This is a genomic window from Ethanoligenens sp., assembly GCF_047718355.1.
GTDB lineage: Bacteria > Bacillota > Clostridia > Oscillospirales > Ethanoligenentaceae > Ethanoligenens.
In genome coordinates this window covers 1-23,712 of sequence record NZ_JBDNLG010000025.1, presented here as the reverse complement: position 1 = coordinate 23,712, position 23,712 = coordinate 1, and the positions used below count along the sequence as shown (strand labels likewise).

General features: G+C 51.8%; 22 protein-coding genes. 3 read left to right on the top strand and 19 right to left on the bottom strand.

The features are described from left to right. Positions 1-122: 122 nt before the first annotated feature. The 19 genes from ABF463_RS05745 to ABF463_RS05655 form a co-directional block, all read right to left on the bottom strand. Complete coding sequence (locus tag ABF463_RS05745; RefSeq protein WP_415532611.1) at positions 123-1,172, bottom strand: sugar phosphate nucleotidyltransferase; 1,050 nt, start codon at positions 1,170-1,172, stop codon at positions 123-125. A 367-nt stretch (positions 1,173-1,539) separates the two neighbouring features. Next, on the bottom strand, positions 1,540-3,570 hold the full coding sequence (locus ABF463_RS05740) for an acetate--CoA ligase family protein (protein WP_415532610.1): 2,031 nt from the start codon (positions 3,568-3,570) through the stop codon (positions 1,540-1,542). Next, positions 3,560-4,198, bottom strand: a complete 639-nt coding sequence (locus ABF463_RS05735; protein ID WP_415532609.1) for a 2-oxoacid:acceptor oxidoreductase family protein — start codon at positions 4,196-4,198, stop codon at positions 3,560-3,562. The genes ABF463_RS05740 and ABF463_RS05735 overlap by 11 nt, the downstream gene beginning before the upstream one ends. Continuing rightward, on the bottom strand, positions 4,198-6,066 hold the full coding sequence (locus tag ABF463_RS05730; RefSeq protein ID WP_415532608.1) for a thiamine pyrophosphate-dependent enzyme: 1,869 nt from the start codon (positions 6,064-6,066) through the stop codon (positions 4,198-4,200). Before ABF463_RS05730 ends, ABF463_RS05735 begins: the two co-directional genes overlap by 1 nt. 54 nt (positions 6,067-6,120) lie before the next feature. Continuing rightward, positions 6,121-7,092: a C-terminal binding protein gene (locus ABF463_RS05725; protein ID WP_415532607.1), complete on the bottom strand. Its 972-nt coding sequence runs from the start codon at positions 7,090-7,092 to the stop codon at positions 6,121-6,123. Then, a complete protein-coding gene (locus ABF463_RS05720; RefSeq protein WP_415532606.1) occupies positions 7,089-7,718 on the bottom strand; it encodes a HutD family protein in 630 nt (209 codons plus the stop codon). The genes ABF463_RS05725 and ABF463_RS05720 overlap by 4 nt, the downstream gene beginning before the upstream one ends. Then, positions 7,715-8,503 carry an ABC transporter ATP-binding protein gene (locus ABF463_RS05715; protein WP_415532605.1) on the bottom strand — a complete coding sequence of 263 codons (789 nt, stop codon included), beginning with the start codon at positions 8,501-8,503 and terminating at the stop codon, positions 7,715-7,717. The genes ABF463_RS05720 and ABF463_RS05715 overlap by 4 nt, the downstream gene beginning before the upstream one ends. Before the next feature lie 23 nt (positions 8,504-8,526). Further along, positions 8,527-9,345 carry an ABC transporter permease gene (locus ABF463_RS05710; protein ID WP_415532604.1) on the bottom strand — a complete coding sequence of 273 codons (819 nt, stop codon included), beginning with the start codon at positions 9,343-9,345 and terminating at the stop codon, positions 8,527-8,529. Further along, positions 9,342-10,646 carry an imidazolonepropionase gene (gene hutI / locus ABF463_RS05705; RefSeq protein ID WP_415532603.1) on the bottom strand — a complete coding sequence of 435 codons (1,305 nt, stop codon included), beginning with the start codon at positions 10,644-10,646 and terminating at the stop codon, positions 9,342-9,344. Before hutI ends, ABF463_RS05710 begins: the two co-directional genes overlap by 4 nt. Continuing rightward, positions 10,643-12,679 (bottom strand): urocanate hydratase, encoded by a 2,037-nt coding sequence (locus tag ABF463_RS05700; protein WP_415532602.1) that lies wholly within the window; start codon positions 12,677-12,679, stop codon positions 10,643-10,645. Before ABF463_RS05700 ends, hutI begins: the two co-directional genes overlap by 4 nt. Positions 12,680-12,690: 11 nt before the next feature. Beyond that, positions 12,691-14,376: an acetolactate synthase large subunit gene (locus ABF463_RS05695; protein ID WP_415532601.1), complete on the bottom strand. Its 1,686-nt coding sequence runs from the start codon at positions 14,374-14,376 to the stop codon at positions 12,691-12,693. 76 nt (positions 14,377-14,452) lie between these two features. After that, positions 14,453-15,475 carry an ABC transporter substrate-binding protein gene (locus ABF463_RS05690; RefSeq protein WP_415532600.1) on the bottom strand — a complete coding sequence of 341 codons (1,023 nt, stop codon included), beginning with the start codon at positions 15,473-15,475 and terminating at the stop codon, positions 14,453-14,455. A 126-nt stretch (positions 15,476-15,601) separates the two neighbouring features. Continuing rightward, a complete protein-coding gene (locus ABF463_RS05685) occupies positions 15,602-16,570 on the bottom strand; it encodes a C-terminal binding protein (RefSeq protein ID WP_415532599.1) in 969 nt (322 codons plus the stop codon). Positions 16,571-16,587: 17 nt separating this feature from the next. Continuing rightward, complete coding sequence (locus ABF463_RS05680) at positions 16,588-17,004, bottom strand: aconitase X swivel domain-containing protein (protein ID WP_415532598.1); 417 nt, start codon at positions 17,002-17,004, stop codon at positions 16,588-16,590. Beyond that, on the bottom strand, positions 17,004-18,203 hold the full coding sequence (locus ABF463_RS05675) for an aconitase X catalytic domain-containing protein (protein WP_415532597.1): 1,200 nt from the start codon (positions 18,201-18,203) through the stop codon (positions 17,004-17,006). Before ABF463_RS05675 ends, ABF463_RS05680 begins: the two co-directional genes overlap by 1 nt. A gap of 43 nt (positions 18,204-18,246) precedes the next feature. Beyond that, positions 18,247-19,578, bottom strand: coding sequence for an amidohydrolase family protein (locus tag ABF463_RS05670; protein WP_415532596.1), 1,332 nt, complete (start codon positions 19,576-19,578; stop codon positions 18,247-18,249). A gap of 2 nt (positions 19,579-19,580) precedes the next feature. Further along, positions 19,581-20,855 carry a Zn-dependent hydrolase gene (locus ABF463_RS05665; RefSeq protein ID WP_415532595.1) on the bottom strand — a complete coding sequence of 425 codons (1,275 nt, stop codon included), beginning with the start codon at positions 20,853-20,855 and terminating at the stop codon, positions 19,581-19,583. A gap of 36 nt (positions 20,856-20,891) precedes the next feature. Further along, a complete protein-coding gene (locus ABF463_RS05660) occupies positions 20,892-21,755 on the bottom strand; it encodes a MurR/RpiR family transcriptional regulator (RefSeq protein WP_415532594.1) in 864 nt (287 codons plus the stop codon). A gap of 583 nt (positions 21,756-22,338) precedes the next feature. Continuing rightward, positions 22,339-22,491 carry a hypothetical protein gene (locus tag ABF463_RS05655; protein WP_415532593.1) on the bottom strand — a complete coding sequence of 51 codons (153 nt, stop codon included), beginning with the start codon at positions 22,489-22,491 and terminating at the stop codon, positions 22,339-22,341. An 81-nt stretch (positions 22,492-22,572) separates the two neighbouring features. Here ABF463_RS05655 and ABF463_RS05650 point away from each other — a divergent pair, with 81 nt between their 5' ends. From ABF463_RS05650 to ABF463_RS05640, 3 genes are all read left to right on the top strand, one after another. Next, a complete protein-coding gene (locus ABF463_RS05650; RefSeq protein WP_415532592.1) occupies positions 22,573-22,773 on the top strand; it encodes a hypothetical protein in 201 nt (66 codons plus the stop codon). Positions 22,774-22,912: 139 nt separating this feature from the next. Further along, entirely contained in the window at positions 22,913-23,119 is a 207-nt protein-coding gene (locus ABF463_RS05645; protein WP_415532591.1) for a hypothetical protein, read from the top strand. A 354-nt stretch (positions 23,120-23,473) separates the two neighbouring features. After that, on the top strand, positions 23,474-23,712 hold a 239-nt coding region (locus tag ABF463_RS05640), incomplete at its 3' end, for a hypothetical protein (protein ID WP_415532590.1).

Sequence of the window (23,712 nt, the reverse complement as noted above, 5' to 3'; positions counted from 1 at the left end):
ATTTTAAAATAAAATTTCCAGATTCGGAGTGCTGTTGATTAAGCACGTAACGCAGCTGTTTAACACCATTGCGGCAGCGTGATAAGCCATATTGTTTCAGCCATATTTATTCCACGTATTATTTATCTCGGGAGATGCGCCTCACCTGCTTTGCTTTTGAAAGACTTAAGTGGTACATTCTCAGAATTTTCCGGTACAACTTCACCAGCCGGAACAGCGGTTTGACTGACGACGGCACCCTTTCCAACCACAACATGGCTCCAAAGAACACTATGGCTCACATGGGCTCCTGTGTGAATGCTTGTATTATCCCCAATGACTGCATATGGACCAATCACTGCATGTGGGTCGATTTTAACATGGTCTCCAATATACACTGGTTGCGTGATATGCACCGTGCTGTCCATATCCGGCAGTTTTACAGGCGCGATGTTTCCATTCGCTCTCTGCACATCAGAAATTATATATTTTCCCATAAAAACATCCCTGTGCGCCCGCAAATATTTCTCAGGTGTTCCAATGTCCATCCAATATGAGCAACCGTCATAAACGGCAATCCGATACCCCTTCTCCAACAGATGTGGAAATACCTCGCGTTCTACGGACACCGGCCGGTCGGACATAATCTCTTTTAAAACCCATGGCTCAAACACATAGATACCCGCGTTGATAAAATGCGACCGAATCTCGCTGGCCTTTGGTTTTTCTTTAAAAGAAGTGGCATACCGATTGTCATTATATTCAATAACACCATATGCAGATGGGTTTTTTACAGTCGTAACAGCAATGGTAACCGCCGCTTCTTTCGATCGATGAAATCGAATCAGATCGGCAAAATTCATATCACAGAGAATATCCGCATTGAAAATTAAAAAAGAACCGTCAACGCAACTTGCCGCATTGTTGATGGCGCCACCGGTACCAAGCGGCACATCCTCTTTGACATAGGTAATGGAAAGACCAAATTTTTCACCATTTCCAAAATACCGTTGGATGTAGTCAGCCTTATAGCAAGTGCTGAGAATAATGTCTTTGATACCATAATGCCTCAACGTTATCATATTGCGTTCCAGCATCGGTCGGTTCATTAACGGCACCATCGGTTTTGGCAGATGGTCGGTCAACGGACGAAGCCTGGTGCCCATACCTCCGGCAAGAAACAATGCTTTCATATCTGTTTGCTCTCCTTTTTCTTCTGAATGCAAGCGCTCACAACAGCATTTATATGTAGATATAAACTAAAAAGCTTGCGGCAAAAGCAGGTATTAGCACTCTCAAATTAAAAGTGCTAATACCTAATTATACCACAAGGTTTACATAAGTCAAGAATACACGTATTATGTAAACTAACGACTCTTTCTATTTCTCTCTTGTACGTACTTGCTGTTCTAAAGGGAGCTGTGTATTATTTCACATGCAAAAAGATGACGTTGTCCCAAAGTCCGTAGAAATTGGGACAACGTCGTCAGTGAGGTCGTTCAGGAAAGCCTGCTTTTACTTCTAAGCCTTTTTAATATTCAAATTGTATCATGTATTTACTTATGAATGCAGCTTCTTACAAAGAATGCGTACATCCGCTGCCACCACTCCATCTGTACGCGCTATGACCGGATTCAGATCCGCCTCTTGAATCTGGGGATACAAAAACGGCAACCGGGAGAATGCCGAAATGGTTTTTGCAAGCTTATCCAAGTCTACGGCAGATTGCCCGCGTATACCCTTTAAAATAGCCGATGCACGTATGCTTTCTACCATTTCCTGTGCGCCCGCTTCGCTCACGGGTGCCACCCGAAACACCACGTCTTTGAGCACCTCGGTATAAATGCCGCCAAGGCCGCAAACAACCACCGGCCCAAACTGTGGATCACGCGTTAGGCCAAGAATAATTTCCGTCCCGCCGCGCAGCATGGGGTAAATCATCACGCCGCGAAAGTCTTTTCCCGCGCCAACCGCGGCCAGCCGGTCAAACGCTGATTCAGCGGATGCAACATCCGCAATATGCAGAATGACTCCGCCAACGTCGGATTTATGAAGAATCTGCGGTGAAACCACTTTCATCACAACAGGATAACCCAGTTCTGCACAGGCCGGCGCCACTTCTTCCTTAACGGCTACAAAGCGCCGCACGGGCACCGGGATACCGCTGCTTTCGAGCAATTCCATCGCCTGCGGCTCTAACAGTGTATCGCTCCACTTCTGCTCCGACGGCAGCGGTGGACAAGGCAGATCCTCTTCATTGGCTGCCACGACATACCGCTCCATTTGAGAGAGTACTTCCACAGCATTTTCGCCTTGTGAGAACACCGGAACACCCCGCGCATTTAAATACGCGCGGCTTTCTTCGATATCCGCCCCTACAAGCAATACGGCTGCCACAGGTTTACCGCTTTCTTTCGCCGCGGCGGCAATCCCCTCAGCCACCGGCAGCGCTTTAAGATACGGTGTGCCCACATAAAGCGCGAGCGCGCTGTCGTAAGAGTCAAGCGCCGTGACCAGCGCCTCCCGATACTGTTCCCCCGTGCCTTCCACGGTTAAATCGATTGGGTTTTTCACTGCGGCATTTGCCTTTAAAGCGGAGGCAAGCCTCTCACGCATGGAACCGTCTGGCTCTGCCACCTGCAAGCCGCATTTCTCCGCACGATCTGTAGACATGACGCCCGGGCCGCCAGAATTGGTCACAATTAACAGCCGCTTGCCCGCGACCGGTGCCATCATAGAAAAACCCCGGCACACGGAAAACAAATCCTCCAGCGTATCAACACGAATTACGCCGCATTGCTTCATGGCCGCGTCGAATACAGCGTCTGCTCCCGCCATGGAGCCGGTATGCGAAAGCGCTGCGCGCTGCCCTGTTCCAGTGCGCCCGGCCTTCACCAATACCACCGGTTTTTTTCGCGTTACCTCGCGCAAAATTTTCATGAATGCGCGTCCATCACCGATACTTTCAAGATACAAGGCAATTACTTTGGTATCCGGGTCGTCTTTCAGATACTGCAAAAAATCGAGCACGCCAAGATCGCTGCCGTTTCCGAAACTCAAAAATTTGGAAATGCCGATTTTCCGTTCAGCTGCCATCGCCATAAACGCACCGCCGACCGCACCGCTCTGCGACAAAATGGCAATACTGCCTTTGATCGGCGCCGTTTCAATGGTAGCCACCAGATTGGCGTGCGGATTGGCGACACCCGCGCAGTTTGGTCCCACATAACGGATGCCGTACTTTTCCGCGATACGCTTTACCTCATCTTCGAGAGCACGGTTGCCCACCTCGGAAAAACCGGATGAAATAATAATTGCGGCTCGAACACCCGCTTTTCCGCAGTCCTCCATCACGCCCGGCACGGTAGCGCTCGGCGCAGCAATCACTGCCAAATCAACCGGTTCGCCGACCTCTTGCAAAGAATGAAAACCTGGAATGCTGCCCACGCCCTGGGCTTTCGGATTGACGGCAAACAAGCGCTTCATTCCACCGTCTTGAAGCCTGTGCGCCAGAATATTGGCCAATTTTCCGGGTGCCGCGGAACCGACCACCGCGACGGACTGCGGCTGTAAAATCCGATTAAGCATCATGCCGCTCCGGTTCCTTTCTACCATTTTGGGAAAGGGCTGCTTTCATACCCTCCCTGAAAGCATAACGATTGGCTTCCGCCGCCTTCGGCCAGCGTCCAGCAATATCTGCTTCCACTTCCTCGGCAGAAAGCAGTGTGTTTAAGCGCGTGTCCGCCAAAAGCGCACCCATCACAAAAATATTGGGCCGTACCGCTTTTTCCGAATCACGCGGCAAGGACGCTTCGCTTAACAGATGCAGACGGCCGCCTTCCTTCTCAATGGCTCCCGCGACCGCATCCTCCGTCGGATACGGCGCTTTGCCAAGCATCACGGCTGTCGGCTCCCAACGGTTGGCATACAACATAAATTCTCCGCCGGGCCGTAGAAACGGAACCGCTTTCAGCGATTCTGAAAGCTCCATAGAAATCACCAGATCCGCCGACTGTGCGGAAATACTCGGACCGGCTATGGTATGCCCCAAACGAAGCTGCGCCTTTACAAAGCCACCGCGTTGCGCCATCCCTTTTGTGGGAAAATAGTTTACCGGAATTCCCTTGCGAAACGCCACATCGGAAATGATTTCAGCAATGGTAAGCACGCCCTGCCCGCCGACGCCCACGATGTAGATATCATATGGTTGGTTTGTCATCACTTTTCCTCCTTTACCAAAGCGCCGAACCCGCACACCTGCGTGCAGATGCCGCAGCCGTTGCACTGCGCGGCATCCACTGTCACTTGCTTTTCATCCAGTGAGAGAGCCGGGCAGCCCGTCATAACGATACAACGTTTGCAGCGCGTACATTTTTCCGCGTCCACCGTCACTTTGCCATAGGATACCTTGCGGCGACCCGCCTGAATGGCGCATTCACGCCGCGTGAGAACCACCTTAACACCCGGCAGCTTCAACGACTCTTCCACTGCCTGGGTCATCGCCTCCAGATCATACGGGTCGGTCACTGTCAGCTTGTCCACACCAAGACCGGAGATCACTTTTTCAAGATCCAGCGAGCGGCAAGCCTCGTCATGCTGATAAACGTCCGCCGTGCCCGCGTTAACCTGCATACCCGTCATCGCCGTCCATCCGTTGTCCATGACGATCACCGTCAGATCCACGCCGTGCTGAACAGCGTTGACCAGGCCGGGGATGCCCGCATGGAAAAACGTAGAATCCCCAATGGTGGCAATCACCGGATTTTTCTGCCCCGCATAGACAAAACCCTGCGCCAACGGGATGCTCGCACCCATGGCAAGCTCCGTCCACAGCGTATCGAACGGCGGATTGACGCCCAGAATCGTGCAGCCGATATCGCCTGTAACAATGACCTCGTCCTTTTTCATGTGCAGATTACGGACGGCCTGATTGACGGACATATACACCCCGCGGTGCGGGCAGCCCGCACACACCGTAATGGGGCGCGCTGCACAGAGTGACGGCGCGTCGGACGTCTTTTCCTCCAAAACCGCGGGAAGCGCTTTGCCAAAGGCGGTAAAGAGTGCGCCGGCCACTTTCTTGGCGCTGTATTCCCCGATACGGCGGAATATGCCGTTCTGCTTGCCGAGAATACGTACACGCCGTCCCATTTCATAAGCCAAATAGATCAGCCGGTTTTCCAAATACGGTTCCAGTTCCTCGACCACGACCACCGTGTCGCAATGCGCCAGCAGTGCTTTCATTTCCGTATCGGCATACGGCAGTGTACAGACCAGACGAAGTGTGGAAATACCTGCTGTTTCAAGCCCGCTGTTTTGGGCCAGAAGCAGCGCCTCTGCCACATAATCGTTGGTCACGCCGACTGAAATCACACCCACGCCGCCTGTTTCGGCGGAAAGTGTTTCCCGATTCAGCCCGTCCCTCTCAATGCATTCCCCCGCCATCGCCAGGCTCGCAATCAGGTTGGCGTGCTGTGTCATGCAGATAGCCGCGCCCGCTTTGGTGTACCGATCGGTGTCGCGCACAAACATCGGCATGGTTTCGGGCGGAGCAACCGGTTCGCCCACTTCCACTGCGGCATGGGACTGTGAGACGTTCGTCACCGAGCGCACAAACACGGGCGACTGAATCTGCTCGGCCAGTTCAAAAGCATACGCCATCAGCGTGTAGGACTCCTCCACCGAGGAAGGCTCCAGTACCGGCATATCCGACATCAAGGCAAAGCCGCGCGTATCCTGCTCGCACATGCCCGCGCTCACGCCTGGGTCGTCTGCCACATAAATGACCAGTCCGCCCGGGCAACCCGAATAGGCTATGCCAATAATCGAATCATACGCCACGTTGACACCGGACATTTTCATGGTGCAAAGTGCCCGATAGCCGTTGAGAGCCGCACCGGCAGCCACCTCGAACGCCACCTTTTCATTCGTGCTCCACTCCACCACAGTGCCTTCCAACTGCCGGTTCCACAAGCTGCCGATCAGCTCGGTTGAGGGTGTTCCCGGATACCCCGAAACCACCTTTACGCCCGCATGCAGTGCGGCGCAGGCGGCCGCTTCATTGCCGCTTAACATCCTTCTGGACATATGCTTTCCTCCATTGATTCTATTTAATTACATCAGTTTGCTCTCCCGCGTTTTTCAGCATACGGGAACGAGATCCGCCCGGCCGCGTCCGGTGAGAATAGCCACCACATTCTGCGCGGCTCTTGCTTGCAGCTCGGCCAAAGATTCCTCGGAGTAATACGAAATATGCGGCGTCACCAAAACGCCCGGCGTATGCAGCACCGGATCCCCCGGCATGGGTGGTTCGCTTTCCAGCACGTCCAGCGCTGCGCCGCGAAGCGTACCCGACGCCACCGCGGCCACCAACGCTTTTTGATCGACCACACCGCCGCGCGAAGCATTGATCAGCACGGCCGTCTCTTTCATCCGTGCAAATTCCGCCTCTGCGAACAACGGCTTCATACCGGGAGAATATGTGGTATGTACCGAAACAAAATCCGCCTGCGCAAGACCCTCTTCCAATGTGACCGCCCGTGCGCCGACAGACCCAAGCGTGTCTTCCCTCACAAACGGATCATATGCCAGAATCTGCATACCCAGCGCCCCGGCTTTCTGCGCCACCGTTCTGCCAATCCGGCCGAATCCAGCCACCAGCAACGTGCCCGCGCCAATCCGATGACCAAGAATGGACTCTGCCTGCGCGCCCCAAAGACCATTTCGGATGGAATCCGCATATCCAGTCAAGCTCTTTTGAAACGTGCAGACAGCGGCCAACACATATTCCGCGATGTCTTCCGCACAGTATCCCGGCACAAACGCCACCGGAATGCCTTTTGCCTGAGCAGCGGCCACGTCCACATTGTTGTAGCCGCTGCCGTAAACGGAAAGAATTTTGCAAGCCTCCAGTTTATTTAAAAAAGATGCGTCTGCATTCACGCCGATCTGCACCAGTACCGCATCCGCCCGATAGCCGAACGCACGCAGATCAGCCGCATAATCATTGGAAGAAAAACGCAGCTCATAGTCTGAGAATGATTCGTCAAACACCCGCTTTTCCAACACGTAATCCGGCCATTCCTCGTCAATGATCCAAATCAGAGGTTTCAACGCTGCACGCTCCTTTCACTGTTTTCACGCATTGTCGCCCGCACCAGATGCGCCGGCAAAGCAGAAGAAACCGCCGTTTCGGGGGCGGCACCCGCTTCCCCGTTCCGCCGCATCAACAGCAAAGCGCCGCGAGGCAGCAAACGGCTTTCCCCATCAATTTGCATTTCAATCTCACCGTCGGCCGCATAAAATGCCTCCGTCACCGGACCGGGCGCCGATGAAAAGACGATTCTTTTCGCCTCAGGCCCGCACAAAACAGCACCGAGATTACCCTCGCAGCCGCAGCGCGTCATCAAATTGAAATCCCGACAGCACCCCGTACTCACCGTATCCTCACCGCCGTCAAACACATCCGATTCATACGGTCGCACCCGCACAGGCTGATTTCCTCCGTGGTGCAGCTCCACAGTGCCGTTCAGCGGCATCAACCAGCGACGCACCCCCGGCAGGCGCGTGAAAACGGAGCGCTCGACTTCCACCGTTGCACTGCTCAAACGCCACTGAAAATTCCGCTCGGCATATATCGCATCCGGCGGAAAGATTGCCAATTCGGTCGTGCTGCCGCCCGACCATACGGATACGTGGCAATCCTCCGGCATACGCAGAGAAACCAGCCAGTTGCTCATCTCTGCGCCGCCTTAATACTTTCGTCGTGAATCAGCTGCATAGCCTGCTTTTTGTAAGCCATAAATTCCGGTGATGTACGAATCATGTAATCCCGCGGGCGCGGCATCTTCACCTCAATGATTTCTTTCACTGCGCCCGGATGTGCCGTCATGACAATAACACGGTCGGCCAGAAAAATGGCTTCGTCGATGTCGTGCGTGACCATGATGATTGTTTTCGGCGATTTCTGCCAAACGTTGAGCAGCAGTTCCTGCATAAGACCCCGGGTCTGCATATCCAGCGCGCCGAACGGTTCGTCAAGCAGCAGCACTTCCGGGTCGTTTGCCAGTGCGCGAGCCAACGCGACGCGCTGCTTCATGCCGCCGGAAAGCGCCTTTGGAAACACGTTCTCAAACCCTTTGAGTCCCACGACCTCGACGTATTTTTCCGTAATCTTTCGACGCTCCGCCACGGCAACACCGCGCTCTTTCAAGCCGAACTCGATATTTTGCGAAACCGTAAGCCACGGAAAAAGCGTATAAGCTTGAAACACCATGCCGCGATCGGCTCCGGGGCCCTTAATCTCTCGACCTTCAATCAGCACTTTGCCGGCAGACGGTTTTTCCAATCCCCCAATGATGCGCAGTAAGGTCGATTTTCCACATCCGGATGTACCGAGGATCGACACAAATTCATGGTGCTTGACCGTCAGATTGATTTCCCGCAGAGCATTCACGGTCTTACCATGAATTTCAAAATCTTTCGTTACGCCGGAAACCACCAGATCCATCACATTTGTTTCCATGTTCATTCCTTCCTTTCCGGCGATCAGTTCCAACGGAACAAAACGCGGTTGAGCCACTTCAGAACAAAATCGAACACCAGACCAATCACCCCGATGGAAAGAATGCCGACAAAAATATTACTTGTATTAAGCATCCTCTGCGACTGAATAATCATATATCCGATACCGGAAGAGGCGCCGATTAACTCGGCAACCACCACGTAGGTCCATGCCCAGCCGAGCACCATGCGCAATGAATCCATGATGGACGGCATGCTTCCCGGCAGAATCACTTTCCATAACACCGAGGACTTGGAGACACCCAGCGTATACGACACTTCAATCAAATCGTGCTGGACTTTCCGGGTATCCACCGCCACCATCAGCAGAAGCTGCGGCAGGCTGCCCACAATAATAACCGCAAATTTTGCGCCCTCGCCTACACCGATCCAAAGGATAAACAACGGCACAAACGCCGAGGCGGGCAGATACCGTGCAAAAGAAGTCAACGGTTCAATAAGCGCTTCCAACGGCCTGTAGGTACCCACCAGAACACCCAGCGGTAGTGCAATCACCGCGGCAATCAGAAAACCAACCATCACGCGAATGACCGTAATACGGATATCGCTGATGTAATCCAGCTGTGTAAAAAGTTTAACGGCGGCTTGCAGCGTTTTGCCCGGTGTGGGCACAAACAGGACATTCACCATGCCGCTGTATGTTGCAATCGACCAGATTGCAAGCACGATGCCAAACATGGCCACCGCCAAAATAATGTAGGATCTGCCGGAAATCTCTGTTCTGGGTGTGAACGAATCCCCGAGACATTCCCTTACGCCGACGGATTTTTTATTCCGACTCATGATGGGTCTCCTTTCAAAAGAGCGCTTGACGAAGCGGTTTCCACCGGCTGCATTCCTTTTTGGAAAGCAAGCCTTCCATTTTTATACACGCGTTCAACTAAGTTGCCCGCGGTGCGATAAACCAGAAAACGATAACTTGGATCAGCCAACACCACCAAATCCGCCTTTTTGCCGGGCTCAATGCTGCCGACGCTGTCTGCCCGACAAAGGGCGGCCGCTCCGTTAAGCGTCATGGACGTGAGCGCTTCTTCCACACTCAAGTGCATATTGATGCAGGCAAGTGCAAACAGCAGCGGAATGCTGTTACAGAAGCAGCTTCCGGGATTGTAGTCACTCGCCATTGCCACCGCGCCGCCCGCGTCAATCATCGCCCGGGCATCGGCAAACGGTTTTTGCATGCAGAATGCTGTCGCCGGCAGCACGGTAGCCACCACGCCGGCCTCTGCCATCGCGGAAATCCCCTTTTCAGATGCCCGCAGCAAATGATCCGCCGAAACACAGCCTACCCGCGCCGCAAGCTCAGCACCGCCAAACGGTTCCATTTCATCCGCGTGAATTTTGCAGGCAAAGCCCATTTCTTTCGCTTTTTGGAGCAGCTTTTCCGATTCTTCCACGCTGAAAACGCCTTGCTCGCAAAACACGTCGCAGAAATCGGCCAACTGCTCTTCTCGAATAGACGGCAGAACATCTTGCAGGATAAAGTCGATGTAAGCCATCCCACGCCCGGCATATTCCTCCGGCACCGCATGTGCGCCCAGGAATGTGGAAATCACATCCACCGAATGCGTTTGGTTCAGGTGCTTGAGCGCCCGCAGCGTGCGCAGCTCGGTTTCCCGATCCAACCCATAGCCGCTTTTGCCTTCCACCGTCGTCACGCCATAGGACAGCATGTCATCCAAGCGCTTTTTCCCCAACGCCAGCATACCGTCCTCGTCCAGCGAGCGGGTATGCCGCACCGTATCCAAAATGCCGCCGCCGGCCGCCAAAATTTCCAGATAGCCTTTTCCGGCAAGCCGCATCAAGAATTCCTCTTCCCGATAACCGCCGAACAAAAAGTGCGTGTGGGAATCCACAAATCCGGGTACCACGCACTTACCGGATGCGTCCAGTATCTCTGCATCCCGCAAATCGGTTTGCGCCAGAATCTGCGCGGAGGGCCCCACCGCGGTGATGATGCCATTCTGCGCAACCACCGCCGCGTCCTCTATCACCTGAATGGCCCGCATTTCAGCCCCGCAACGCGCCGTTTTTCCCAACGGCGTGGCAAGCTGTGCAGCGTGGGCAATAACCAGCGTGTTCATGCGTCCGCCTTCAGATGTTTCTGCACCGCGTCCGCCACCTGCACATCGTCCACCAGATAGGGCAGCGTAATCTGCGATCCACCCGTATATTTTCGATTATACGCAATAGATGTTTCCATCGAATGCGGGTTGCGTGCCCAGCTGCGGCGGGCCACGCCGCCCATCACATCCCACAGGATCGCGCTTTTGATGACTTTATCCACACGCTCACTGCCGTCAAGCACCAGACCAAATCCACCGTTAACCGATTTTCCGATACCCACGCCGCCGCCGTTGTGCAGCGCCACCAACGACATACCGCGTGCCGCGTTGCCCGCATAACACTGCACGGCCATATCCGCCATCACGTTGCTGCCGTCTTTGATGTTGGCAGTTTCCCGGAATGGTGAATCGGTACCGCTTACATCGTGGTGATCGCGGCCGATCATCACCGGGCCGATCTCTCCGTCCCGCACCATCTCGTTAAACTTCAGCGCAATGGCAATGCGCCCTTCTGCGTCCTGGTACAAGATGCGCGCTCTGGTGCCCACCACCATTTTGTTCTTTTCAGCGTCGCGAATCCAGTTGTAATTGTCACGATCTTGGTAGCGTCGATTGACATCAATGCAGCTCATGGCGGCGTGATCGGTCTTGACGAGATCGGCGTCTTTGCCGCTTAAGCACACCCAGCGAAACGGTCCATACCCGTAATCGAAAAGCTGCGGCCCCATGATGTCTTCCACATAGGACGGGAAGACAAAACCGTCTTTTTCATCCACGCCGTTGCGGGAAACTTCTTTGACGCCCGCATCGTAAACCGCTTTCAGGAACGAGTTCCCGTAATCGAAGAAATAGGTGCCGTTTTCCACACAGGCTTTTACCATTTCAAAATGACGGCGCAACGATTTATCCACCAGCTTGGCAAACTGTTCTCTGTCTTCGGCCAGCATGCGCGTGCGCTCTTCAAACGTCAGTCCCTGCGGGCAATAACCGCCCTCATAGGCCGCATGGCAGGACGTCTGATCGGAAAGCAGGTCGATTTTGATGTGGTGCGCCACCGCATACTCCAACAAATCCACAATGTTACCTTGATACGCAATGGAAATGGTAACCTTTTTCTGCATATGTTCTTGCGCGATAGCAAACACTTCTGCTAAGTCGGATGACTGCACACCTACCCAACCCTGATTCAACCGGGTTTGAATGCGCGACTCGTCTACTTCGGCTATAATACCCACGCCGTTTGCAATTTCAATCGCCTTAGGCTGCGCGCCGCTCATGCCGCCAAGACCCGAGCTGACAAACAGATGCCCGCGCAGATCGCCGTCGTTTGGTATGCCAAGCTGCTGCCTGCCGGCATTGAGCAGTGTATTATATGTGCCATGGACGATTCCCTGCGGTCCGATATACATCCAGCCGCCGGCGGTCATCTGACCGTAATTGGCCACACCCATCTCTTCGGCAATTTCCCAATCCGTGGGGTTATCAAACTCGCCCACCATCAGCGCATTGGTAATCAATACACGCGGCGCTTCCGGCCGGGATTTAAACAGCCCCAGCGGATGGCCGGATTCCACCACCAGCGTGAGGTCTTCCGTTAAATTCTCCAGATATTTTTTAATCAAGTGGTACTGCATCCAGTTTTGGCAGACGCTTCCAGTTTCCCCGTAGGTCACCAGCTCGTAAGGATACAATGCTACTTCAAAATCAAGGTTGTTCTCAATCATCACCTGAAAGGCCTTGCCTTCCACGCATTTGCCTTTATAAGAATCGATCGGCCGGCCGTAGATGCGGCCCTCGGGGCGAAAACGATAACCGTAAATGCGGCCGCGGGTAGTCAGTTCTTCCAAAAACTCGGGGATAAGCTGCTCATGATACTGTGGCTCTATATAGCGCAGTGCATTTTTCAACGCAATCTCCGTCTGCGACGGAGTCAAATGGAATCCGCGGGACGGCGCCCGGCGAATGCCATCCACAAACTTCGGCATGACCGGCAGTCCTTTGTCGAGTGTAATGTACATGCTGTTTTTGCTCTCGTGATTGAAATCCATCATGCTATTCTCCTTTATGAAAATTCCTTTTCCAACCGCTCGGTCAGCCGCATGTTTTCACCGTAATCCACCGGGCAGTCGATTACGGCCGGCACATCCTGTGCAAACGCTTCCTTTAAAATCGGTACCAAATCTTCGGCCCGCTCCACACGATACCCTTTTAGACCCATCGCTTCGGCCAGCTTTTTGAAATCCGGGTTTGTAAAATCCACACAGGAAGTTTTGCTTTGCCGCTGCTGCTGCTTCCATTTGATAAGGCCATAACTGGAGTCGGTGAAAATCAACGTCACAAACGGGATTTTTTCCCGCAGGGCGGTCTCCAGCTCCTGGCTGTTCATCATAAAACCGCCGTCGCCCGTAATGGCAAGCACCTTGCGGTCCGGGTACACCAACTTGGCCGAAAGCGCCCCCGGGATGCCAATGCCCATCGCCGCAAATCCGTTGGAAATGATGCAGGTGTTGGGTTTATAACAATGGTAATGACGCGCAATCCACATTTTATGCGCACCCACATCCGAGACAACAATGTCGTTTTCGCCGAGCACCTGCCGCACATCATAAAGAATTTTCTGCGGTTTCATCGGGAACGCGCCGTCGTCCGCGTAAGAATCGTATTCCGCCTGCATGTCTTTGCGCACCGAAAGATCAAACACCGGTTCCTGCTCACGTGCGGAGCGCCGCAAAATCTCATACAGGGAATCCGAAATATCCCCCACCACCTCCACCGAAGGTTGGTAGCATTTGTTCACGCTGGCCTGCTTGACGCCGACATGAACAATCTTAATTTGGCCGTCCTTGTTCCACTTACGTGGGGAATATTCCACCAAATCGTAGCCTACGGCAATCACAAGGTCGGTCTTTTCAAGCACGCGGTTGAGATAGTCGTGGTTGGAGAAACCCGTCGTCCACAGCGAATACGAGCTGGTGAACGGAATCACGCCTTTACCCATAAAGGTGCTGACAACCGGAATTTTGAGCCGCTCGGCAAACTCACACAGTGCTTTTGAAGCATGGTTGCGAATCGAACCGTTTCCAGAGAGAATCAGTGGATTTTTCGCGCGCGAAATCGCAATCGCCGCTTTTTCCACATTGCCGTAAGACGCAAAGCTTGTTTCCGGCTTACTCTGGAGCAGTGGACTGCCTTCCACCGGCATCGCCGCGATATTGTCTGGCAGGTCGATATGCACCGCGCCCGGCTTTTCGCGGGCGGCAATGCTAAATGCCGTGCGCACGATCTCCATCACCGTATCCGGCCGCACAATCTGTCGATTCCATTTTGTCACCGGTCGGAACATGGAGACCAAATCCAAATATTGGTGTGACATGATGTGCATCCGATCGGTACCCACCTGACCGGTAATGGCTACCAGCGGAGCACCGTCCAAATTGGCGTCGGCCACCCCTGTCATCAGGTTGGTGGCACCCGGGCCCAGTGTAGACATGCAGACGCCCGGTTTGCCCGTCAGGCGCCCGTAAACGTCGGCCATAAATGCCGCGCCCTGCTCGTGCCTTGTGGTGATAAACCGAATGGACGAATGCTCCAACGCCTCGATAACATTGAGGTTTTCCTCTCCCGGAATACCAAAAATGTATTGAACGCCCTCGCTCTCCAAACACTTTACAAGCAACTGTGCCGTCGTCATCTGTCTATGCTCCGTCTTTGAGGCTATTTGCAACACGGCGGTGCTTTTCGATTCCATTTTCGCAACCATCCTTCAAAAGTGGAATTCGCCCCATACACATGAAGCGAATTCCAACTGATTTTCCCGTTTTTCTTTATTTTCCTACAAACGATCCGTCAATAATACTGGTGGGGTCGACTTTTGAATCAATCAGTTTCAGCTTTACCCAAAGATCGGATGCATTCTGGCTCACATCATAGATTTGCCCTTTGTTTGATGGGGTACCAAAATATTTGACATTGCCTTCCTTATCATAAAACGTTACATCGGAAAGCTGAGCGGCGAATTCAGTTTGGGTTTCACCCATGGCCTTGCCCATAATGGTGTTCGCATCGTCGGAATTGGTTTTGGCATAGGCAAGCGCATCATACCAGCCGTTTACAATTGCCTGCACACTCTTGGGATATTTCTTTACAAAATCGCTGCGCAAACCAAGAGAATCCACGATAATGCCGGGTGTTTCGGAGCTGGAAACCAGCACTTTTCCAAACGATGTGCTTTGTGCTTTGGTCAGCCACGGCTGCCAGGTCACAGCCGCATCCACCTTATTGGCCACAAACGCCGCACCCGCATCGCCCGCGCCCATATTCTGCACCGTCACATCGGAAAGCGTCATTCCGTTTTTGTTGAGCAGATAGCAGAACCAGAAATAACTCGCGCCGCCGGTTGTATCGAGTGCCACAGTTTTGCCTTTTAAATCTTTAAATGTGGAGATGGTTTTCTTAGAAACTACGCCGTCCCCGCCGCTGGAGGTATCCAGTGCCAGCACTTGCGTAATGTCTACACCGGCTGATTTGGTCATCACATGCGTATCGACCGTGCTTGCCATGCCTTGGATTTTGTTGGAAGCCAGGGCTGCTTTACGGTCTCCCGCGCTTTGAATGGTCTCAATCTTAACATCGGCTCCTTCTTTCTTGAAAAAGCCTTTTTCCTGCGCCACATACAGAGGCGCATACCCGATCCAAGATGACATTCCCAGCGTAATGGTGCCTGCATAGGCGCCGCCGCCCGAACTTGTGCCGGAACCTGCGTCGGTCTTTGCGCAGCCGGAGAATATGATGGGTACCGCCATCATACACGCAGTGATCACCGCAAGTGCTTTTTTTGTTTTTTTCATGTTCGTTCCTCCTGTAATTGAATTTCGGTTGAATGGAATTATGCTTTTATATTTATTTCAACACCGCCCGTGAAACGCTGCCCGAGTATCGACAGCCCGTCGCAACCGGTGTCAAACGCAAAGAACTCAGTAGCGCGCCAAATCGGTCAGCGTCTCGCCTTTGAGCGCCTTTACCACATTCATAGTCGCGCGAGTCTTCAGCTCTGCAAAAGATTCTTGCGAAATATAGGAGATATGTGGCGTAACAATGATATTTTCCACTCCAAAGATCGGTTCTTTGAGGTCAGGCGGTTCATTGGATACCACATCAAGCACCGCGCCGGCAATCACTTTTTCTTTCACGGCGCGAATCAGATCTTCTTCAACCATGACCTTCCCGCGTGAAGTGTTAATGATAACGGCGGTAGGCTTCATCTGATTGAACTCTTTCCACCCAAGCAGAGAATCGGTTTCTTCATAATATTTGGGGTTCAGACTGACATAATCCGCAGCGGCCAGCCCTTCGGAGAGTTCCACTTTTTTTGCACCGCGCGTTTCCATCTCCGCAGCGTCAACATATGGGTCGTATCCCAGCACATTCATGCCCAGCGCGCGCGCTTTTTTTGCAACGGCTGTGCCGATTCGACCTACCCCGACAACCAGCAGTGTGGAACCTGTAACACGGTGTACCGGCGCAGTTACCGCCTGTGCACCCCACAACCCCTCGGAAACGGCGCTACCATAGGAGAGCAGCCGCTTATTAAAATGGAAAATACCGGCGAGAACATAGTCGGAAAGATCTTCCGTACAATATCCCGGCACAAATGTCACGGGAATGCCCTTTTCACCGGCCGCTTTGACGTCGATGCGGTCATACCCGCCGCCAAAAAGCGCGATGATTTTGCATTTTTCCAGACGCTCCACCGTCTCGCGCGGAATGTGCGCATAAACCTGACAGAGCACTGCATCCGCTTCTTTACCGAATGCTTCCAGATCACCGGCATAATCGTAATTGGAATATCGAATGGTGCAGCCGGGAAACTGCTGCTTTAAAATATTCTCTTCAATCTGATAATCCGGCCATTCCTCGTCAATGACCCAAATGCAAGGTTTCATTTGCTTTTCCCCTTTGCTCACGATTCAAATTTCTCTACGACCAGCGTTCCGCAAGAAGCATCGACCCGCACCGTATCACCGTTTTTTACTTCCTTATAAAACGCCTCATCCACATGGTCCACCATCGGGGTCTCCATTATAATGGCGCTGGCCACGAGCGTGGTATCCGGGTTTTGGATAATCATCGCTTTGGGCTCCGTTCCTTTCATTTTCAGCTGATACATGCCGTCAGCCTGCACCACGGAACTGCCTTTTCCATTTGGAAATATCAGAATTTTTCCCGAAATACATTGGCCGTACAGACAATGGTTTTTTTCAATTACGACACCCGATTCCGGGTTGACCAAATAAAAACAGAGCGCATCGGTAGAAAAAAGAGCTTCTCCTTCTGCCTTTCCTTCGGAAATTTTGTGGCAGCCATACGTCTTTTCCATTAAATCTCCCCCTTAAGAGCAGCTTCCACAGACTCTTCCAGATTGGTAATGACAAACTGCATATCCCGGCGCTTGGTGTAGTATGCACATTTCGGCGAATCCGTAATGCCCTTCTTCCCATAAAGGAACTTCCAACATGGCTGGTCCATGCAGGTATCGGCCACAATGTCGCCGCCCGCCGCTTTAAGTGTGTCAAGCAAGCCCATACGAACCGCCAGCTCCTTAGTGAGCGACGATGTCATAATCCAAAGTGGCACCGCCAGCTTTTTGCCTTTGACAATATCGGCAACCGTCTGTACTTGATGAATGGTGAAGTGCGGACAGCCATAGAGCGCAAAATCAATTTTGCCGCCTTGATCCGTCAGGCGTTCGCGCATTCCTTGGAGATCTTCGTTAGTGATTACCACTTCCATCTCCGGTTTACTGCCCTGAAATGCATCCTCCAGTGTGCGGGCTTCCGGCGTCACCCCCACAATATGATAAATTGCGACGTTTCCGCCGGTGTTGAGCTGCGCGCCAAGGTTCATCAGTGCTTCCGGCGTTGGATTATGCAGTCCCGTAAATACCGGAATACGAAAGCCGATTTTCTCCGGTGCGAAATAGCCAAGCATTTGGTAATCGAAGTCGCTTTTCATGTCGGCTTCCACCCGCACCAACGCTTGCCCTCTGCGGTTCTCATCCAGCATATAGCCGTAAAGCGGCGCTACGCCGGTCACCGCCGCGCAAAGCGCACTCTGCGCAGCCTCGCGGTTGGTGCGCGCGCCATAAACCGAATTGATGAATGGTGTCGCGCTCGATTCGGAATAGGAGACCATTTCACCAAACCGCGGAATATTCTGTTGCAGATATGGGGTGCAGTCATAGGTCAGCGTAGCACCAATGGCCTTGTAAGCCGCACGGGTCCGACGAATAATAGCTTCATCCTCCGGGGATACCGTTGTGATGCACTGGAAATATTCCAGGTCGAACCCCGGGTTCACCGTGGGGGAAACCCGACACACTGCGCCGCCTGCCACCAGCTTTTCCACAAACCAAAGATCGGCCTCTTGATTGCTTAATGCCACATGTGTGCGGGTTACCGGCACCATGCGGGGCGCTTGAAATGCTTCGCCAATTGCCACCTGAATCTTCATTGCCAGCGCAGTGCCCGATCCGTATGCGCCATCGAGCATACGCTGTTCTTCCTGTGTTAACTCCATGATATCATCCTCCTCATACTTTTAAATAACGATGCATGATGCATCACCAGTTTTGCGTGATTCTGCGAACAGACTGCGCGATGCGTTCGATCGGTACCGTTACCAGTTCGCCATCCCGCACACGGAATTCCCCGTTTACGAACACGTCTTTCACGGCGGTCGGCTGCATAGCATACACCACATTGGGCAAAAGCTGCTCGCCGGAATCAGACAGGGGCAGCATCGAAAGATCATTCAAATCGACACCCACAAAATCCGCCCGACAACCGGCCTCAATTTTTCCAACCGGCAGGCCGAGCAGGTTTCCACCCCACTCGGTACCCATACGGAACGCATCTGCATAAGGAACGCACATCGCATCGTGCGTCGTTGCTTTTTGCAGCAGGGAAACCATCCGCATTTCCTCAAAGATGCTCACGCGGTTGTTGCTGCAGGCCCCGTCGCTGCCAAGCCCGACCGTTACGCCGGCCTTGCGCATTCGTACAATATCGGTGACGCCGTCAGCCAAAAACATATTGCTCGACGGACAATATGCAAGTTTTGCTCCCTTTGCACCCAACAGATCGATTTCTTCCGGTTTAAGCCAGACGCCATGCACAAGTACCATCCGCTCGTTGACCACGCCGATCCGATCGAGCAGTTCCACCGGGGTAAGTCCCCCATGTTCTTTTTGCACCTGCTCCACCTCAAATGGCTCCTCCGCCACATGAATGTGGAACGCCGTGTTCAGTTCTTCGGCCAGCGCACATCCCGCCTGCACCATCTCCACCGAGGCGGCGTGCAAACTATGGGGGGCCGGCACCACCGTTACATCCGGATCGTCTTGATATTTGTGCGCCAGCGCACGCGTATTGTCACATGCCTGCTCGATTGTTTCCACATAGCCCGCAGGCGCACCGTCCCAGTCATACATCGTGCGTGCCAGCACCAAGCGGATTCCGAGCTCTTTTGCCGCTCTGATAATGGCCTCGTCACTTTCCGTGCCGTCGTTATGCACATAGAAGAAATCACAGACCGTGGTTACGCCGCAACGCAGCATTTCACCGAACGCGAAAAGCGCGCCTATGTAAAGATCATCCGGCGTCAGGCGCTGCGAATATTTGTAAAGCGAGCGGTCGCGCCACTCAAGAAAGGGACGGTCGGCTGCAATCCCGCGCAGAAGACTTTGAAACGAGTGATTGTGGACATTGACCGTGCCCGGCAATAACACCCGACCGGAAAGGCAGATTGTTTCCTCTTTCGAGTAGCGCGCGGCAATTTCAGCAGCCGGTCCCACTTGCTCAATCACACCGGCGCGCACCGCCACTGCAACATTTTTTTGGACCTTATCGCCGATATACGCACAATCGGGCAGAAACACCTTCACTTCTTTCATCTTCAATCCAGCTCCTCATCCAACATCAAAACCGCGGTCAAAAGCGTGTCACCCGCCTTCTGAAGATCATCCAAATCTGCCCGTTCGCGCGGGCAATGACTATGCCCGTTCGGCGTGCGCACAAACAGCATACCCGTCGGTGCAATGGAGGTGATATGTCCAGCATCATGCCCCGCCATGCTGGTTACAAACGGAGCGGTTTCCTTTAGGGAACAGACAGCCTGCCCCAATATTTGCTGTACTTGCTCACTCATGGGAACGGGCGGCTGATCATAAAGAACCTTGCGTGAAATATGAACATCCCGTTTATGGATCACCTCACACAAACGTGGTTCCAATTGGAGTAAAGCCTTGTCGATTGCTTGTCGATCCGGCGAGCGCAACTCCAAAATCAGCTTGACATCGCCTGGAATGATGTTGGTGGAGTTTGGATAGACCGAAATACGTCCCACCGTGCCGACTAAGTCGTTTCGACCCGACTGCAAAACCACTTCTTCCAGTGCCAAGACCAATTCGGATGCCGCAAGCAACGCGTCGTGCCGGTCGGCCAACAACGTGGTTCCCGCATGATTTGCATCCCCGATAATATGAATCGTTTCCCGGTAAATGCCCGTGATTTCCCGTACTATACCCAACGGGCGTCCACAGCTTTCCAATACGCGACCCTGCTCGATATGGCATTCCACAAAAGCCGCCAAATCACCAACTTGACATTGATCTGCAACCAAGCGCGAAAAATTCCCGCCCGCATGAGCCAACGCATCCGCCAATGACTCTCCCGTCTCGCTGTTTACGGATTCCGCCATCTGCTCCGGCAACAATTTGCCAGTGAGCAATTTACTGCCCAGGGTAGAGACCCCGAAAGGATTCGGCTCTTCCCCTGTAAAAGAAATAACGGAAAAAGGATGACGCAGACGAATATCATTTTCGATTAAGCACTGTGCCACTTCCGTGGCCAGAATTACTCCCGCCGCGCCGTCATAGGCGCCGCCGTTAGGCACGGTGTCATGATGGGAACCGAATACGATCGGAGGCAGATTTTCCATGCCGGGTCGCTGCGCCCACAAATTGGCTGCCGCGTCCACCCGCACCTCTAAACCCGCTTTTTCCCACATTGTCAGCAGCCATCTACGCGCTTGCAAGTCCGCTTGGCTGCCAAAATTGCGGTCAATGCCGCCTGTACTGTTTCCGCCAAAAACGGAAAGCTCTTTTAAACGCAGATCCATCCGTTTTCGGTTGATCTGTAATCCATGAAGCTGCGCGTTATATTTCTTCACTGTCTGCCACTCTTTCTATCTAATATAACTGCCTGTTTAGCGCTTGTAATAAATACCATGTATCTCATCCTGACGCTCAATGGATTGCAGGCGTTCACTCAACCCTTGTGTTCGTTTAGAAACATTGCGTATGAGCAGATTAATAAACAGAAGTGGGGAACTGTAAATATCAAAAATGGAGGAACTGGTCACAGGAACCGCAAGCGTCAAATTCGCCACCGCGCTGGCGGGAGAGATTAAACTGTCGGTAATCGCCGCCACCTGAAACCCCGCCTTTTGCAATTCCTCCATTTTGGAAAGCAACACATTGGGATACCGTGGAAATGCAAAGCTGAGAAACAGCGTTTTTTGGGGATCCTGCAGATTCAAAGTATCCCACTGCGGAAGATACGGTGTCACACTGCTGACATCGTCGCGTATTTTATTGAATAAATAGCAGGTATAAGGCAGCAATGTAGCGGACATACGTGCAGAAATAAGAACAATATGCTCTTTAGAGAGAATCAGCGACACCAGCTTTTCATAGTTGGGGTGGTGCAACAGTGCTTCAATTTCATCGATATTCTTGTGCTCCATCTCCAGAATATTGCTGATGGTGTGATCATTGTTGTTTTGCGACGTATACTGAAACCGCTGCGGTGCTGTGATTTCCTTGCTAACATATTGTTGCACATTGCGAAGAAAATCGTTATATCCCCGATATCCCAATGAAGTGCAAAATCTAGAAACACTTCCCTGGCTCACATTGTTCTCCGCCGCAACCTCGTTCGCCGTCATAAAAATGATGCGCATCAGGTTTTTGTCAATATAATAAGCCAGCTTTTCATATGTAGGGGATTCCTTGGAAGCCTGTGCCAACTGCGCTCTGATCTTCTCAATAGCTGATATTACTTGATCCATAGTAAACCCCTTTGCTAATAGTATCATTTATTGTAAAACTATTATTGATTAGTTCATTCATGCTGTTGCAAAAAAATAGTCCTCTCATTTGCGGAAAATATAAAAAAATGGCGCCGGTAGGAAACCCTACCGAACGCCCTTGTTCCGTAACAGAAAAACAAATTATTCCATTCAACTGATAAATTCGCAATCACTGCGCTTATCTTGGTCTTATTATAGCGAAAGATGCAGTTTCTTGTCAAGAGGAATTTTTGTGTTTTATAAAATGAAAATGACCATCACCGCGGATAGCACCGATCCAAAAACGCACCCCTATCGCACCTGCTGTAATAGGAATGCCTGGGAAAAGTGAACCTTTCCTAAATCCTTACATACGGAAAGATGAATTATCAAAATTTACGGCGCCGGTGTATATTATTGCATCTTCATAGGATGTATTTTCCCAGATTATAAAGTATTTCCAAAATCGGACAAGGTATTTGCAGAGAAAGTCAAAAAGTGAAAATCGTAATGCCCTTGTCCTCTACAGTTTTTTCCATAGCATCCGGCGAAACGGCAAAAGCCTTGTACTACAACTTCAGCTTTACCTATTGCCAACCTCAAAATAGGAAATGCCGGCAAGTTCTTTCAGAGTCTGTTCCTCTTTGGCTGTTGAGGGTGAAAGCACCATCTCCACAGCAACTTCCAGCATCTCGGTCGAAAACATCCTAGAGCCGTTGTATCTGGCAAAACTCATGCACCCAGATCTCTTTACAAGTCTGGGCATGAACAGCGAAGTCAAATATTTCTACAAGACTACAGAACAAAAAGCATAACCTTGTGCATCCTACATCTTTTACCACATGAAGAAGGAAACCAGCTTGTCACGGCGAAGAACGGCTCCGACACCATCCACTACACCTATGACAAAGACGGCGATCTTGTATATATGGTGCTCAATGGGGCGCTGTGCTACTACGAACGCAACGCGCAAAATGACATCATCGGTCTTGTTGGGGTCTTGTTGACAGCAACGTGAGTGAGGTGGTAACCTATACCTATGACAACTGGGGAAAACTGCTAAATATCGGTGGAAGTCTGGCAAGCACTGTTGGGCAAAAGAACCCTTATAGGTATAAAGAGTATCGGTATGACAACGAAACAAGGATGGATGATACATGATAGTATATCAGCTTATGCATAAGGTGATAATTGAATCAAATGAAAATGTATATTCTGGCTCACTGATTGGTTTTTATTCGTCACGAAAAAAAGCAGAGGAAACCATAAAAAAATATAAAAGCATTGAGGGATTTAAAGACTATCCAAATGGTTTTATAATTGAAGAATATGAAGTTGATGATGATAACGTTACATTTGATTGAGGTAAATCCATGTGTGAATTAAATAAAGTTTTTTTCTTGCAGCATTCATACCAAGGCAGAAGAATCCATATTGCTACCGTGGATACCGGTATGACAATGAAACCGGGTTGTATTATCTGCCGAGCCGGTACTATGATGCTAATGGACATTTCACCGCTTTATTACAAGTAGTGGCGGCATCAGCCTCTTTTGGAGGACCTATCGGACTTATCGCCGTTTGTGTAATAGTTGGAGGGATATTGGTATATGCGGCAGTCAGTTATGCCAATTATTGAAATCAAATTCTTCGGAGTCGGCGGGCTGTTCGGTTGGCTGAAAGCATGAGTTCTCTTCCTAATCAAGGGGATGTTTCAATTGATGATACAGCTCCTCCTGTTGACGCTGGAAACAAGGAAAGTAGTGCTATGGCATCCCAATTACAATCCGAGTAAATCCCACTGGCGAAGAGGAGAGAACGGAGTAAAAGAAACACAAGAAGCCTGGAAAAATAGAGAGTCTAGCGGCAACGGTGTTCGCATTGGTCATTCCGGAAAACGAACAGTTAAAGTTTATTCAGAGAAAAGAGGTCATATGCACGGTTGCTCAGTTAGATG

Coding starts and splice junctions, on each gene's coding strand:
- ABF463_RS05745 (WP_415532611.1), bottom strand. CDS start 1,172: ATGAAAGCATTGTTTCTTGCCGGAGGTATGGGCACCAGGCTTCGTCCG.
- ABF463_RS05740 (WP_415532610.1), bottom strand. CDS start 3,570: ATGATGCTTAATCGGATTTTACAGCCGCAGTCCGTCGCGGTGGTCGGT.
- ABF463_RS05735 (WP_415532609.1), bottom strand. CDS start 4,198: ATGACAAACCAACCATATGATATCTACATCGTGGGCGTCGGCGGGCAG.
- ABF463_RS05730 (WP_415532608.1), bottom strand. CDS start 6,066: ATGTCCAGAAGGATGTTAAGCGGCAATGAAGCGGCCGCCTGCGCCGCA.
- ABF463_RS05720 (WP_415532606.1), bottom strand. CDS start 7,718: ATGAGCAACTGGCTGGTTTCTCTGCGTATGCCGGAGGATTGCCACGTA.
- ABF463_RS05715 (WP_415532605.1), bottom strand. CDS start 8,503: ATGGAAACAAATGTGATGGATCTGGTGGTTTCCGGCGTAACGAAAGAT.
- ABF463_RS05710 (WP_415532604.1), bottom strand. CDS start 9,345: ATGAGTCGGAATAAAAAATCCGTCGGCGTAAGGGAATGTCTCGGGGAT.
- hutI (WP_415532603.1), bottom strand. CDS start 10,646: ATGAACACGCTGGTTATTGCCCACGCTGCACAGCTTGCCACGCCGTTG.
- ABF463_RS05700 (WP_415532602.1), bottom strand. CDS start 12,679: ATGATGGATTTCAATCACGAGAGCAAAAACAGCATGTACATTACACTC.
- ABF463_RS05695 (WP_415532601.1), bottom strand. CDS start 14,376: ATGGAATCGAAAAGCACCGCCGTGTTGCAAATAGCCTCAAAGACGGAG.
- ABF463_RS05690 (WP_415532600.1), bottom strand. CDS start 15,475: ATGAAAAAAACAAAAAAAGCACTTGCGGTGATCACTGCGTGTATGATG.
- ABF463_RS05685 (WP_415532599.1), bottom strand. CDS start 16,570: ATGAAACCTTGCATTTGGGTCATTGACGAGGAATGGCCGGATTATCAG.
- ABF463_RS05680 (WP_415532598.1), bottom strand. CDS start 17,004: ATGGAAAAGACGTATGGCTGCCACAAAATTTCCGAAGGAAAGGCAGAA.
- ABF463_RS05675 (WP_415532597.1), bottom strand. CDS start 18,203: ATGGAGTTAACACAGGAAGAACAGCGTATGCTCGATGGCGCATACGGA.
- ABF463_RS05670 (WP_415532596.1), bottom strand. CDS start 19,578: ATGAAAGAAGTGAAGGTGTTTCTGCCCGATTGTGCGTATATCGGCGAT.
- ABF463_RS05660 (WP_415532594.1), bottom strand. CDS start 21,755: ATGGATCAAGTAATATCAGCTATTGAGAAGATCAGAGCGCAGTTGGCA.
- ABF463_RS05655 (WP_415532593.1), bottom strand. CDS start 22,491: ATGAGTTTTGCCAGATACAACGGCTCTAGGATGTTTTCGACCGAGATG.
- ABF463_RS05645 (WP_415532591.1), top strand. CDS start 22,913: ATGATAGTATATCAGCTTATGCATAAGGTGATAATTGAATCAAATGAA.